Origin of the sequence: Clostridium sp. BSD2780061688st1 H5 (assembly GCF_005845155.1) — a bacterium.
Lineage (GTDB): Bacteria > Bacillota > Clostridia > Lachnospirales > Lachnospiraceae > Claveliimonas > Claveliimonas intestinigallinarum.
In genome coordinates this window covers 1-14,342 of sequence record NZ_SPGT01000011.1, presented here as the reverse complement: position 1 = coordinate 14,342, position 14,342 = coordinate 1, and the positions used below count along the sequence as shown (strand labels likewise).

Genomic DNA, 14,342 nt, shown 5'->3' with positions numbered 1-14,342 from the left:
GAAGAGAAGATGCTGATTGTAAAGAAATTCGGCGGGACTTCCGTCGCTGACAAGGACAGGATCTACAATGTGGCCCAGCGCTGCATTGAGGATTACAGGGAGGGACACGACGTGGTGGTGGTGCTATCTGCCATGGGAGATACCACGGATGACCTGATCTCCCTCGCAAGATCCATCAATCCTGAGCCGAAAAAGAGAGAGCTGGATATGCTCATGACAACGGGAGAGCAGGTATCAGTTGCGCTGATGGCCATGGCTATGGACGCCATGCACGTGCCGGCGGTCTCCCTGAACGCCTTTCAGGTGAAGATGAACTCCACCTCCCGCTACGGCAATGCCAGATTTAAGTCCATTGACACTAAGAGAATCCGCCACGAGCTGGACTCCCGGAAGATCGTTATTGTCACCGGGTTCCAGGGAGTGAACAAGTACGAGGATATCACCACTCTGGGAAGAGGTGGCTCTGACACCACAGCGGTGGCCCTGGCGGCTGTCCTCCATGCGGACAAATGCGAGATCTACACAGATGTGGACGGAGTCTACACGGCGGATCCGCGGGTTGTGAAGACTGCCAGAAAGCTGGACGCCATCACCTACGATGAGATGCTGGAGCTGGCCACGCTGGGAGCGAAGGTACTGCACAACCGGTCTGTGGAGATGGCCAAAAAATACGGGGTTGAGCTGGTGGTCAGATCCAGCCTGAACCGCAGCGAAGGAACGATTATCAAGGAGAAAGTAAAGATGGAAAAAATGTTAATTACAGGCGTTGCAGCCGACAAAAATACAGCCAGGATCTCTGTCATCGGTGTGGAGGATAAACCGGGCATCGCCTTCAGGATCTTCAACACGCTCGCCGCAAACAATATCAACGTGGATATCATCCTCCAGTCTGTAGGAAGAGAGGGGACAAAGGACATCTCCTTTACAGTGGCCGAAGATGAGCTGAAACGGGCGCTGGAAATCCTGGAAGAGCACAAGGAGGCTCTGACGATCCAGGAGATTACATACAATGCAAAGGTGGCAAAGATCTCTGTTGTGGGAGCCGGCATGATGAGCAATCCGGGTGTGGCTGCCAAGATGTTTGAGTCTCTCTACAATTCACGTATCAACATCAACATGATCTCCACATCAGAGATCCGCATCACAGTGCTGATCGACGAGAAGGATATTGACGAGGCCATGAACGCAGTGCACGAGGGCTTCGCCCTCGCCCTTGTAGAGTAGAGCAGGGGCGGATCAGGGATTTTTAAAGAAAATACGGGAAAGACTGAAGAATTTCTCTCTTTCCGAGGGTGGGAGAACGCGGAGTTTAGTGATAAATTCCGCTTCTTCTTTTGTCAGACAGAACAGGCACATATCCTCTTCGTATCCGCTCCCCTTTTCGCCGTAGGGCGGCTGCTCCTCCATGACTATGGCGTTCCCGGCATACCTGGTTGGAAAGGCGGACAGATCCACGCCCAGGAGTACATCCACAGAGACGTGGTAGAGGGCGGAGAGGCGCAGAAGAGTATCCAGGCCGGGTGTCCGCTTCGCGGCCTCGTAGTTGGAGTAGGCCTGCCTGGATATGTTCAGAAGAACAGCCAGGTCATCCTGGGTCCTGCCGGTCATGGTCCGCAGAAATTTTAGATTGTTGGCAAGATACTGGATGCTGGCCATTGCTGTACCTCCGTCGTTTTTTTGTAACACATAGTATAGCAATTAACCAGATCCGTGGATCCTTATGCAACGAAACGTAGCTGAAACGACAATAAAAGCAACAGATTGTTGCGGAAAATCAGATCTGACTTAAGGTGCTGTTGTGATAGAGGGCGGAGAAGGTCACATCTTCCCCGAACCAGTCCGGCGGGCAGAAGTCCTCTGCCATCTCCCGGGTGGGAAACTCCACCTCCGCCAGCACAAGAGGCGCCAGGTCTCCTTTGAAGACATCCAGCTCGATAAAGAGGCCCTCCTCCAGGGGGATCACATGGCGGACCTTCTCGATGAGACGGCCGTCGATCTTTGCCTTCAGATGCTCGTAAGCCTCACGTGTCAGGGGAAGGTTGTACTCCTCCCGCTCCATCAGGCCCTTGGATTTGTAGGTGAGTATATAGTCGTCATTGTCCCTGCGGATGCGGACCACAGGGGCGGTGCAGAGATACCCCTGTTCGATGACGCGGGTTTTCTGTATGTCCAGGCCGGAGGGGATCTCCGGGATCAGATATTTGCGCTCGATTTCCATAATCAATACGATCTCCTTTCCTTGGCGGCGCCCGGTGGGCGCTCCGCTCTTATACTTATATAAGATAGCGTAAAAAACGAAAAATGTAAATGAATTGCTTTTTGAGAGGCAGTCTGCTACTATAACAATATGGAAAAAAGAGGAGGAATTGCAATGAAAAAAGCAGCAGTGTTACTTGCAGATGGTTTTGAAGAGATTGAGGCGCTCACGGCAGTGGACCTGCTTAGGCGCGCGAGGATATATGTGGACACTGTCTCCATATCGGACGACTACATGGTGGCGGGCTCTCACGGCATCAATGTGCAGACGGAGGATCTGTTCGATGAGGTGAATTTTGACGAATTTGACATGCTGGTCCTTCCCGGAGGCATGCCGGGCACCACGAACCTGGAGGCTCACCCGGGCGTGAAGCAGGTAGTGAGGGCCTTCTGCGAGGGCGGAAAGTATGTGGGCGCCATCTGCGCGGCACCCAGTATTCTGGGGAATATGGGCCTTTTAAAAGGAAAGCGGGCCATCTGCTACCCATCCTTTGAGGAGAAGCTCTCCGGCGCCGTGCTGGTGAAGGCGCCTGTAGTCCAGGACGGCAATATCATCACGAGCCGGGGAATGGGAACAGCCATTGACTTCGGACTGAAGCTGGTGGAGGTTCTGTCCGACAAGCTGAAGGCGGACGAGGTGGCGGAGTCCATTATTTATCTGAAATAAAGCTGGCTATTTTTACACGTTTGTGTTATACTCTTTAAATGAGTGTATGCAGAATTGCCTGCCTTGCATACTTTTCTGGGAAGAGGCGCTTTGTGAGGGCCCACGGCAGGTTAGAAACAGGAGGAATATTTTCATGAGTTTACAGGTAGAGAAATTAGAGAAAAACATGGCAAAGCTGACCATCGAGGTTTCTGCTGAAGAACTTGAGAAAGCGCTTCAGACCGCATACAACAGACAGAAATCCAAGATCAGCATCCCGGGCTTCCGCAAGGGAAAGGTACCGCGCCAGATGATCGAGAAAATGTACGGAGCTGAGATCTTTTACGATGACGCTGCAAACGCGCTGATCCCGAAGGCATATTCCGATGCCTACGACGAGTGCGAGCTGGAGATTGCCTCCCAGCCGAAGATTGACATCGTTCAGATCGAGAAGGGCAAGCCGTTTATCTTTACAGCAGAGGTTGCTGTGAAACCGGAAGTGACACTTGGTGAGTACAAGGGACTGAAGGTTGACAAGGTCTCCAACCGCGTGACACAGAAGGAGATCGACGCAAAGCTTCAGGAGGAGGCTGAGAAGAACGCGAGAACTATCACAGTTGAGGACCGTCCGGTACAGGATGGAGACGAGGTGATCCTGGACTTTGAGGGATTCGTTGACGGCGAGGCCTTCGAGGGAGGAAAGGGAGAGAACTATCCGCTGACCATTGGTTCCGGTTCCTTTATCCCGGGATTTGAGGAGCAGCTTATCGGCGTGAATTCCGGCGAGGAGAAGGAAGTAAAGGTTACCTTCCCGGAGGATTACCACGCAGAGGATCTGAAGGGGAAAGAGGCTGTGTTCAAGTGCACCATCCATGAGATCAAGGCGAAGGAGCTGCCGGAGATCGACGACGAGTTCGCGGCAGAGGTTTCCGAGTTTGACACATTAGATGAATACAAGGCAGACATCAAGGCAAAGATCAAGGAGCAGAAGGAGTCTGAGGGCAAGACAAAGCAGGAGAACCAGGCAGTGGAGCAGGCTATCGCCAATGCCACAATGGAGATCCCGGACGCCATGATCGACACCCAGGCAAGACAGATGCTGGATGACTTTGCCAGAAGGATGCAGCAGCAGGGCCTGACTATGGAGCAGTACTGCCAGTTCACAGGACAGACAACAGACAAGATGCTTGAGGATCTGAAGCCCCAGGCTGTGAACCGCATCCAGACACGCCTTGTCCTGGAGGCTATCGCAAAGGCTGAGAACATTGAGATCAGCGATGAGAAGCTGGACGAGGAGATTAACAAGATGGCCGAGATGTACAAGATGGAGGCTGACAAGCTGAAAGAGTACATGGGCGAGGAAGAGAAAAAACAGATGAAAGAGGACATGGCTGTACAAGAGGCAGTAACCTTCCTGGTGGAGAACGCCGTTACAGAGTAAGTGGACAGCCGTGGCATATAGACAGGAGGAATTTGCATGAGTTTAGTACCTTATGTCATTGAACAGACCAGCCGTGGAGAGCGCTCCTACGACATTTATTCCAGACTTTTAAAGGACAGGATCATTTTCCTTGGAGAGGAAGTGACAGATGTGTCCGCAAGCGTTGTTGTGGCACAGCTTATGTTCCTGGAGGCTGAGGATCCGGAGAAGGATATCCATCTCTACATCAACAGCCCGGGCGGATCTGTCACAGCGGGAATGGCAATTTACGATACCATGCAGTATATTAAATGTGATGTGTGCACATACTGTATCGGTATGGCGGCAAGCATGGGATCCTTCCTCCTTGCCGGGGGAGCAAAGGGCAAGAGGTTTGCCCTGCCACATTCAGAGATCATGATCCATCAGCCCTCCGGCGGAGCACAGGGACAGGCGACGGAAATCCAGATAGCAGCCCAGCATATCCAGAAGACAAAGGATACCCTGAACAGGATCCTTGCACAGAACACAGGGCAGCCGCTGGAGGTCATCTGTGCCGATACGGACCGCGATAATTTTATGTCGGCTGAAGAGGCCAAGGCATACGGATTAGTGGATGAAATTATATCAAGCCGTAAATAAGACCGGGGGCGGGCGTACCGGGAGAATAACCTCCTGGTATGCCGGTCCTTCGTTTGTGTTCAAGGACCGGAGCGATTTCGGGAGTATCCTCTGGTCACTTGAAAATTGATAAGATGAGGTGAGAGTATGGCAGGAAGAAATGACGACCAGATCAGATGCTCGTTCTGCAACAAGCCCCAGTCACAGGTTCGAAAGCTGATTGCAGGACCGGGAGGCGTGTACATCTGCGATGAGTGCATTGACGTGTGCGCCGAGATCATGGAAGAAGAATTTGAATATGAAAATACCAGAAATATCAATCCCTTTGACGATATCAATCTGCTGAAGCCGGAGGAGATCAAAGCCTTCCTGGACGACTATGTCATCGGCCAGGAGGAGGCGAAGAAGGTATTGTCTGTTGCAGTATATAATCACTATAAACGGATCATGGCCCAGAAGGATCTGGGGGTGGAGCTGAAGAAGAGCAACATCCTCATGCTGGGGCCCACAGGCTGTGGTAAGACGCTGCTGGCCCAGACGCTGGCCAAGATCCTCAACGTGCCCTTTGCCATCGCGGACGCCACAGCCCTGACAGAGGCGGGCTATGTGGGCGAGGATGTGGAGAACATCCTGCTGAAGATCATCCAGGCCGCTGACGGAGATATCGAGAGAGCCGAGTACGGCATCATCTATATTGACGAGATTGACAAGATCACAAGGAAGTCAGAAAATCCCTCTATCACCAGGGATGTGTCCGGCGAGGGTGTGCAGCAGGCGCTCCTGAAGATCATTGAGGGCACTGTGGCAAATGTGCCTCCCCAGGGAGGGAGAAAGCATCCCCACCAGGAGCTGATCCAGATAGACACCACCAATATCCTGTTTATCTGCGGCGGAGCCTTTGAGGGACTGGAGAAGATCATTGAGAAGAGGATCGATCAGAAGTCCATTGGCTTTAATGCGGAGATTGCTGCAGGACATGAGGACGACATTGACCGGCTCTTAAAGCAGGTGCTTCCCCAGGATCTGGTGAAGTTCGGGCTGATCCCTGAGCTGGTGGGACGTCTTCCGGTGACGGTATCGCTGGAGATGCTGGACCGGGATGCCCTGATCCGCATCCTGACGGAGCCAAAGAGCGCTATTGTCAAGCAGTACCAGAAGATGCTGGAGCTGGACGGCGTGGAGCTGACCTTTGACCAGGATGCCCTAGAGGCTATTGCGGACACATCGCTGAAGAGGAAGACCGGTGCCAGAGGGCTCCGGGCCATTATGGAAAATATTATGATGGATACCATGTATCATGCCCCATCTGACGAGACGCTGAAGACATGCCGCATCACGAAATCCGTGGTGAACGGCACAGGCAAGCCGATCTGCGGACATGATGATCTGAGAATTGAAAGTGCTTAAAAGTGCGTGAACGGGGCGGGTGCAGAGTGATTGCGCCCGCTTTTTGCAATGCGCTGTGAAAATATACAGGACAGGAGAAGACGAAATGACGGATAGAGAAATAATGAGCCTCCCCATGGTGGCCCTGCGGGGGATGACGGTGATGCCTGAGATGGTGACCCATTTTGACGTCAGCAGGGAGCGCTCCATTGAGGCCATCGAGGAGGCCATGCAGGAGGAAGGCCAGAAGATTTTCCTGACGGCCCAGAGAGATATAGAAGTGGAGGAGCCGACGGCGGCGGACCTGTACGAGGTGGGGACGATCGCTTCCATCCGGCAGGTCATCAAGCTGCCCAGGAACCTTCTTCGGGTTCTGATCTCCGGGGAGGAGAGGGCGGTCATCCGGCGAGTGGAGTTTGAGACGCCCTACATGCGTGCCGAGGTGAGTCCCCTGCCGGACAGCGGGGAGGAGCCGCTGGAGGCTGCGTCGGACCAGGTGAGCCAGGAGGCTATGACGAGGGGCCTGAAGGAGATCTACGCGGAGTACGCAGGCCGTTTGCCCAAGTATCCCAAGGATATGCTGAAGCAGGTGCAGGAGTACACGGAGCTGGCCAAGGTGGTGAACTGGATCGCTGCCAACGTGCCCCTGGAGCAAAAGGACCTGCAGGAGCTCCTGGAGGAGACGGATCTTCTGAAGCGCTACCAGCTGCTGGCCTTCAAGCTGGTGAACGAGATGCAGATCATGAACATCAAGGAGGAGATCCAGACCAAGGTCCGGGAGAGGGTGGACCAGAACCAGCGGGAGTACATCCTGCGGGAGCAGCTAAAGCTGATCCGGGAGGAGCTGGGGGAGGAGAACACCATCTCCGACGCCGAGGAGTTCCAGGCCGCGGCGGACAGACTGCAGGCCTCCGACGAGGTGAAGGAGAAGCTGCAAAAGGAGATAGGACGTTTCAAGAGCACCCTGAACAGCCCGGCGGAGAACGGCGTGATCCGGACCTACATCGAGACCATGCTGGAGATGCCCTGGGACAAGGCTGTGGAGGACCACAGGGACATAGCCTACGCCAGGCAGGTGCTGGAGGAGGACCACTACGGACTGGAGCAGGTGAAGGAGAGAGTGCTGGAGTTCCTGGCTGTGCGGGCCCTGACGAGAAAGGGAGAGAGCCCCATCCTCTGCCTGGTGGGACCTCCGGGAACGGGGAAAACCTCCATCGCCAGATCCCTGGCCCGGGCGCTGAAGAAGCCCTACGTGCGCATCTCCCTGGGAGGCGTGCGGGACGAGGCGGAGATCAGAGGCCACAGGAAGACCTACGTGGGAGCCATGCCGGGGCGCATCGCGGCGGGCATCCGCAGCGCCGGGGTGAAAAATCCCCTCATGCTGCTGGACGAGATTGACAAGGTGAGCAACGACTACAAGGGGGACACCTTTTCCGCCCTTCTGGAGGTGCTGGACAGCGAGCAGAACTACCGCTTCCGGGACCACTACCTGGAGGTGCCACTGGATCTTTCCGAGGTCCTCTTTGTGACCACCGCCAACACCCTGCAGACCATCCCCAGGCCCCTTTTGGACCGGATGGAGGTCATCGAGGTGTCCAGCTACACGGAGAACGAGAAGCTCCACATCGCCATGGAGCACCTGATCCCCAAGCAGCTTGAGCGCCATGGCCTGAAGCCGGAGCAGCTCTCTATCAGCCGCGGGGCTGTCTGGAGGATGGCCCGGAACTACACAAAGGAAGCGGGCGTGCGCCAGCTTGAGAGGGAGATCGGAAACATCTGCCGGAAGGCGGCCAGAGAGATCCTGGAGGGGAAGAAGGAAAAGGTCCGTGTAACCGAGAGCAATCTGCACAAATATCTGGGCAACGAGAAATATACATACCAGAAGGCCAACCTGACGGATGAGGTGGGCATCGTGCGGGGACTCGCCTGGACCAGTGTGGGCGGCGACACCCTGCAGATCGAGGTCAACGTGATGCCCGGGAAGGGTGAGCTGATCCTGACAGGCCAGCTGGGGGACGTGATGAAGGAGTCCGCCCGCACCGGCATCAGCTACATCCGTTCTGTGGGGAGCCGGTATGGCATTGCGGAGGATTTCTTTGAGAACCATGACATCCACATCCACATTCCTGAGGGCGCGGTTCCTAAGGACGGCCCCTCCGCCGGCATCACCATGGCCACGGCCATGCTCTCCGCAGTTACAGGACGGAAGGTCCGGGCGGATGTGGCTATGACAGGGGAGATCACCCTGCGGGGAAGAGTCCTGCCCATCGGCGGACTGAAGGAAAAGCTGCTGGCGGCCGGAAGCGCAGGTATGAAGACGGTTCTTGTGCCCAAGGAGAACGAAAAAGACGTGGCAGAGCTCTCCGCAGAAATCACAAAGGGGCTGAAGATCATCCCTGTGTCCCACATGGAGCAGGTGCTTGAGGAAGCGTTTGTAAAAGAAGAGTAAACAGAGGAATAAAGCTATGATCATAAAAAATATTAATCTGGAAACCGTGTGCGGCATCACAAGCAGACTGCCGGAAAACGACAAGCCGGAGATCGCGTTTGCGGGGAAGTCCAATGTGGGTAAATCCTCCCTCATCAACGCCCTCATGAACCGGAAGTCCTACGCCAGGATATCGGCCACGCCGGGAAAGACTCAGACTATCAATTTTTACAACATCAACGATGAGATGTATCTGGTAGACCTGCCGGGATACGGCTACGCGAAGGTGTCCCAGCAGGAGAAGGAAAAATGGGGGAAGATGATCGAGAGATACCTCCACGGCTCAAAGCAGCTGCGGGCAGTGTTTCTCCTTATCGACATCCGCCACGAGCCGTCGGCCAACGACAAGATGATGTACGACTGGGTGGTGAGCCAGGGCTATAACCCTATCATCATCGCCACCAAGCTGGACAAGCTGAAGAGAAGCCAGGTGGACAAGCATGTGAAAATGCTCCGGCAGGGGCTGAAGCTGGTGCCCGGTACAAGGATCATCCCATTCTCATCGGTGACGAAACAGGGGAGAGACGAGATCTGGGAGCTCGTGGAGACAGAATTCCTGGACAGGGGAAAAGAAGAATAAATGCTAAGAGAGGTGGAGAAAAATGGGGACAAATGAAGGGGACGCCGTGAAGGACAACAGGCCCTACTGGAAGGTGATCGTTAGCCTGGCCTTCAGCCTGATCGGGACAATTTTGTTTATCTATGTGGGCGTGAGGGCGCTGTTCTATTTCATGCCCTTTGTGATCGGATGGTTTTTGTCTTTTATCGCCAGCCCCCTTGTAGTATGGCTGGAGAAAAGACTGAAGATCGTCAAGAAGCTGGGCTCCGCCATTATCATCATCGTGGTGCTGGCGGCCTGTATCGGCCTGATCTATTTTGCCATCAGCAGGATATGGGGAGAAATCAGCTCCCTCATCCAGGATTTCCCGTCCATGTACAGGGATCTTGAGAGAGGCTTCCGTCAGATCGGGGAGAGGACCTCCCAGCTCTCCCAGCTGCTTCCGGACAATGTGCAGGAGGGACTGGATGCGGTGGCTGCTAACCTGGATGAGACCATGAGCGGCATCATCAGCACCATAAGTGAACCCACTGTGGAGGCGGCGGGCAACTTTGCCAAGCGTATCCCCTCCATCCTGATCTCCTTCATTGTCACTATCATCTCCGCCTATTTCTTTATTGCTGACAGAGAGAGCATTATCGTCTGGGCGAAAAAGATTTTCCCGGATCCCATTGTGGAGCGGATGACTATGGTGACGGACAACCTGAAATATGCGGTGGGCGGGTATTTCAAGGCGCAGCTCAAGATCATGGCAGTAGTGTTTGCGATCCTGCTGGTGGGATTTGGGATCATGGGCGTACATTTTTCCATCCTGCTGGCCATCGGTATCGCCTTCCTGGATTTCCTGCCCTTCTTCGGGACAGGCACCGCACTTCTTCCCTGGGCTCTCTATGAGCTCCTGACAGGTGACTACCGCAGGGTGGTGGCTCTGGCTGTGCTCTACGCTGTGACTCAGATCGTGCGGCAGCTGATCCAGCCCAAGCTGGTGGGGGACAGCATGGGTATGAATCCCCTCTTTACCCTGGTGCTGCTATACGCTGGATATCGGGCCGGCGGCATCCTGTGGATGATCCTGGCGGTGCCCATCGGCCTTCTTGTGGTCAATCTTTACAAGGCGGGAGCCTTTGACTATATCCTGGACGATGTGAAGATCCTGGCAGACGGGATCCTGAGCCTGAGGTGCCAGGAGCCGGCAGACAGCGGGACGAACGAGGGATCCGAGAATGTGGAAGGAAAATAAAAATGAGAATGCTTTTCGAAAAAAGCTGAAAAAGGTATTGCAATACACCGTACCGGGGTATATAATAACACTGAAAATACCAATAGGGGGTATAAAGGCAGCATTTGAAGAAAGTAGGTGACCCTGGTAATGAAAAAAGAAAAATATAACGTAACCGGCATGACCTGTGCAGCCTGCCAGGCAAATGTGACCCGGTGCGTGCAGAAATTAGAGGGCGTGGAGGACGTGAACGTGAGCCTCCTGGCGAATCAAATGACAGTGGACTATGATGAGACGAAGCTGGACAGCGGGGCTATCGTCCATGCTGTCGAGGGGATTGGCTACGGAGCCTCCCCTGCGGATGCTGTCCCTGACGAGAAGGGCGGAGGCTTCCGCAGCGAATGGGAGACACGCCAGAGCAGAGCCCAGGAGGAGCGCCGCAGCATGAAGGTGCGGCTGATATCCTCCGTCATCCTGCTGGTTCCTCTGATGTACGTGGCCATGGGCCCCATGATAGGACTTCCCGTGCCCGGCATCCTGACCGGCATGGAGAACGCCATGATCTCGGCCCTGACACAGCTCATCCTGACTGTGCCTATCCTTGTGCTGAACCGGAAATTCTACAAGGTGGGGCTGAAGGCGCTCATAAAGCGGGCTCCCAACATGGACTCCCTTGTGGCCATCGGCTCAGGGGCTTCCCTGATATACGGCCTCTTTGCCATGTACCGCATGGCCTGGGGCTTTGGACACCAGGATATGGCTCTGGTCCACGAGTACGCCCACGCCCTGTATTTTGAGTCCTCCGCTACGATCCTGACCCTTGTGACAGTGGGAAAATACCTGGAGGCAAGATCCAAGTCAAAGACCTCCGACGCCCTCGGGAAGCTGGTGGACTTAGCGCCCAAGACAGCGATTATTATAAAGAATGGCCAGGAGGTGACTGTGCCTGCGGAGCAGGTGGCAGCCGGAGACATCGTGGTCATTAAGCCCGGCGGCAGCATCCCTGTGGACGGTGTCGTGACAGAGGGCGCCGGGTACGTGGACCAGGCGGCCATCACCGGGGAGAGCATCCCGGTGGAGAAGCTGCCCGGGGATACAGTCATCTCGGCCACGATCAACAAAAACGGGACCTTTCGGTTCCGTGCGTCCAAGGTGGGAGAGGACACTACTCTCTCCCAGATCATCCGCCTTGTGGACGAGGCTGGCAACTCAAAGGCGCCCATCGCCAGGCTGGCGGATAAGGTCAGCGGCGTCTTCGTGCCGGTGGTCATCTGCATTGCCATCCTGACAGCCATTGTGTGGATCGCGGCGGGGCAGGACTTTGAGTTTGCCCTCTCAAACGCCATCGCGGTGCTCGTCATTTCCTGTCCCTGTGCCCTTGGCCTTGCCACTCCGGTGGCTATCATGGTGGGAACCGGAAAGGCGGCGGAGTACGGCATCCTTATCAAGTCGGCGGAGAGCCTGGAAAATCTCCACTCCATCGACACGGTTATCCTGGATAAGACCGGCACCATCACGTCCGGACACCCGGAGGTGACGGACATAGAAGTCCTGGATCCATCCATGAGCCGGGAGGAATTCCTGGCCCAGGCAGCTGCCCTGGAGGCGGGGAGCGAGCATCCCCTGGCCCAGGCAGTGGTGGAGAAGGCGAGAGGAGACGGCGTATCCCAGACAAAGGCAGAGGATTTCCAGGCCCGGACAGGGCGGGGCGTGTCAGCCCTTATCTCCGGAAAGGCATGGCTGGCCGGCAACCTGGCCTTCATGAAAGAGGAGAAGGCAGTGGCATCCCCGGAAGAAGAGGCTTCCGTGCAGGAGCGGATGGAGCGGTACGCCTCCCAGGGCAAGACGCCCCTTCTCTTTGCACGTGACGGGCAGGCGGCCGGCATCATCGCAGTGGCCGACACAGTCCGGGAGACCAGCCGGGAGGCCATCCGGAGGTTCAAAGAGATGGGCCTTACGGTGGTCATGCTGACAGGGGACAACAAGGTGACGGCGGAGGCTATCCGGAAGGAGCTGGACATCGCCGAGGCCGTGTCCGACGTGCTCCCCACAGAGAAGGAGGCCTGCGTCCGCTCCTGGCAGGAGAAGGGACATAAGGTAGCTATGGTGGGGGACGGCATCAACGACGCCCCGGCTCTCACAAGGGCGGATATCGGCATCGCCATCGGAGCGGGTACGGACATTGCCATCGAGTCGGCGGATGTGGTGCTGATGAAGGACTCCCTCCAGGACGTGGTGACAGCCATCAAGCTGAGCAGAGCGGTCATAAGGAATATCCATATGAACCTGTTCTGGGCGTTCTTCTACAATATCCTCGGCATCCCTGTGGCGGCGGGAGCTCTGTTCCCGGCCTTCGGACTGCGCTTAAGCCCCATGATCGGCTCCGCGGCCATGAGCCTCTCCTCCGTGTGCGTAGTGACCAACGCACTGCGGCTGCGGTTCTTCAAGCCGGCCCGGACAGGCCGGACAGACGGACCGAAGGCAAGGGCAGAAGACGGAGAGAAGACAGACCATATGACAGCGAACATTCCGGAGGACTCCGGTTTGGACAGTAAAAATGAGCAAAGTGACGAGAAAGGAATGGTAACGATGAAAAAGACACTGGTAGTAGAAGGTATGATGTGTGAGCACTGCAAGATGCACGTGGAGAAGGCTCTGGCGGGAGTGGCAGGCGTGGACAGCGCCCAGGTGGATCTGGAGAAAAAGACAGCCACTGTCTCCATGACAGAGGACGTGGCTGACCAGGTGCTGATGGACGCGGTGAAGGAAGCCGGATATGAGCCGGTGAGCTGCACAGCACAGTAGAGGAAGCATATAAGCCAGCATACGATAGACAATCAGACGGCGCAGACCCTTCCGGGAGGAAAGGCTGCGCCGTCTGTCATCCTATATGGACTTGTCTTGCATGTATGCAGGTGCCGCACAGGCTGCGGTTCCTGACGCAGGGCTTACTACAGTACCAGTGAGGGAGCCGCATAGGTCCGTCCGCCCAGCTCCTGATCCAGCATATAGAGACTCTTGGCATCGTCCCCGAAGAGCTCCATCTTTTTGATCAGGTCGCTTGCATTTGTCTCCTCCTCACCCTGCTCCTTGACGAACCAGTCCAGGAACTGCATAGTGCGGAAGTCTTTCACCTCGTAGGCAGCCTCATAGATGTTGTGGATGAGGCCGGTCACATACTGCTCATGGGCATATCCCGCCTTGAGAGCGTCCATTTTCTCCTTCAGCTCGGCCTCCGGCTTGTCGATGGCTTCCAGAGTGACGGGTACGTCATTGTTCTGCATATACTGGATGAAGAGCATGGCGTGGTCTCTCTCCTCCTGAGCCTGCACATTATACCAGTTGGCAAATCCGTCCAGTCCCAGATCTTTATAGAAATTAGAAAAACTCAGGTACAGGTAGGCGGAGTAGAATTCCTTGTTTACCTGTTCATTTAACAGCTTTGCTACTTTTTCATTTAACATATAAAAGCATCTCCTTTTGTGTCCGCATCTCCCGTAGGGGAGGCTGCTGTATTTTCCGCCTATAAGTATAGCTCTGTCAGGCGGAAAACTCAAGACCGGATATACATGGCTCTGATACAGAGTGAAAAAAATGGAGAAATATGGTATGATGACATGGATAGCAGACAGAACAAAAAGTACAGGATAAAATATAAGACAGAGGGTATAGCAATTTGGTGATATGTCAAGAGGTGATAAAAAAAGATTTCAATGAAAACAGATAAAAAAGGGTACAACAAATAGG

12 protein-coding genes are annotated in these 14,342 nt (G+C 55.0%); 9 read left to right on the top strand and 3 right to left on the bottom strand.

From position 1 onward, the window contains the following. Positions 1 to 9 precede the first annotated feature (9 nt). Complete coding sequence (locus tag FGQ86_RS08510; protein WP_033125116.1) at positions 10 to 1,224, top strand: aspartate kinase; 1,215 nt, start codon at positions 10 to 12, stop codon at positions 1,222 to 1,224. Between the two features lie 12 nt (positions 1,225 to 1,236). Here FGQ86_RS08510 and FGQ86_RS08505 read toward each other — a convergent pair whose 3' ends face one another. Then, positions 1,237 to 1,656 (bottom strand): helix-turn-helix transcriptional regulator, encoded by a 420-nt coding sequence (locus tag FGQ86_RS08505; protein ID WP_052083942.1) that lies wholly within the window; start codon positions 1,654 to 1,656, stop codon positions 1,237 to 1,239. A gap of 118 nt (positions 1,657 to 1,774) precedes the next feature. Further along, the gene (locus tag FGQ86_RS08500; RefSeq protein WP_033125097.1) at positions 1,775 to 2,218 is read right to left on the bottom strand and encodes a CYTH domain-containing protein; all 444 of its coding nucleotides are present in this window, start codon (positions 2,216 to 2,218) and stop codon (positions 1,775 to 1,777) included. Positions 2,219 to 2,371: 153 nt separating this feature from the next. Between FGQ86_RS08500 and FGQ86_RS08495 the strand changes: the two genes are divergently transcribed. The 8 genes from FGQ86_RS08495 (at position 2,372) to FGQ86_RS08460 (ending at position 13,400) form a co-directional block, all read left to right on the top strand. Beyond that, positions 2,372 to 2,923 carry a DJ-1 family glyoxalase III gene (locus FGQ86_RS08495; protein ID WP_033125098.1) on the top strand — a complete coding sequence of 184 codons (552 nt, stop codon included), beginning with the start codon at positions 2,372 to 2,374 and terminating at the stop codon, positions 2,921 to 2,923. 133 nt (positions 2,924 to 3,056) lie between these two features. Beyond that, entirely contained in the window at positions 3,057 to 4,343 is a 1,287-nt protein-coding gene (gene tig, locus FGQ86_RS08490) for a trigger factor (RefSeq protein ID WP_033125099.1), read from the top strand. A 36-nt stretch (positions 4,344 to 4,379) separates the two neighbouring features. After that, on the top strand, positions 4,380 to 4,964 hold the full coding sequence (clpP, locus tag FGQ86_RS08485) for an ATP-dependent Clp endopeptidase proteolytic subunit ClpP (RefSeq protein ID WP_033125100.1): 585 nt from the start codon (positions 4,380 to 4,382) through the stop codon (positions 4,962 to 4,964). Between the two features lie 126 nt (positions 4,965 to 5,090). Next, positions 5,091 to 6,350 carry an ATP-dependent Clp protease ATP-binding subunit ClpX gene (gene clpX / locus FGQ86_RS08480; RefSeq protein WP_033125101.1) on the top strand — a complete coding sequence of 420 codons (1,260 nt, stop codon included), beginning with the start codon at positions 5,091 to 5,093 and terminating at the stop codon, positions 6,348 to 6,350. Between the two features lie 85 nt (positions 6,351 to 6,435). After that, on the top strand, positions 6,436 to 8,778 hold the full coding sequence (gene lon, locus FGQ86_RS08475; protein WP_033125102.1) for an endopeptidase La: 2,343 nt from the start codon (positions 6,436 to 6,438) through the stop codon (positions 8,776 to 8,778). Between the two features lie 16 nt (positions 8,779 to 8,794). Continuing rightward, on the top strand, positions 8,795 to 9,397 hold the full coding sequence (gene yihA, locus FGQ86_RS08470; protein ID WP_033125103.1) for a ribosome biogenesis GTP-binding protein YihA/YsxC: 603 nt from the start codon (positions 8,795 to 8,797) through the stop codon (positions 9,395 to 9,397). Between the two features lie 22 nt (positions 9,398 to 9,419). Next, positions 9,420 to 10,616 (top strand): sporulation integral membrane protein YtvI, encoded by a 1,197-nt coding sequence (gene ytvI, locus FGQ86_RS08465; protein WP_081957976.1) that lies wholly within the window; start codon positions 9,420 to 9,422, stop codon positions 10,614 to 10,616. A gap of 129 nt (positions 10,617 to 10,745) precedes the next feature. Continuing rightward, complete coding sequence (locus FGQ86_RS08460) at positions 10,746 to 13,400, top strand: heavy metal translocating P-type ATPase (RefSeq protein ID WP_033125104.1); 2,655 nt, start codon at positions 10,746 to 10,748, stop codon at positions 13,398 to 13,400. A gap of 146 nt (positions 13,401 to 13,546) precedes the next feature. Here the strand turns inward: FGQ86_RS08460 and FGQ86_RS08455 are convergent, their stop codons facing one another. Next, entirely contained in the window at positions 13,547 to 14,059 is a 513-nt protein-coding gene (locus FGQ86_RS08455; RefSeq protein ID WP_033125105.1) for a ferritin, read from the bottom strand. Between the last annotated feature and the right edge of the window lie 283 nt (positions 14,060 to 14,342).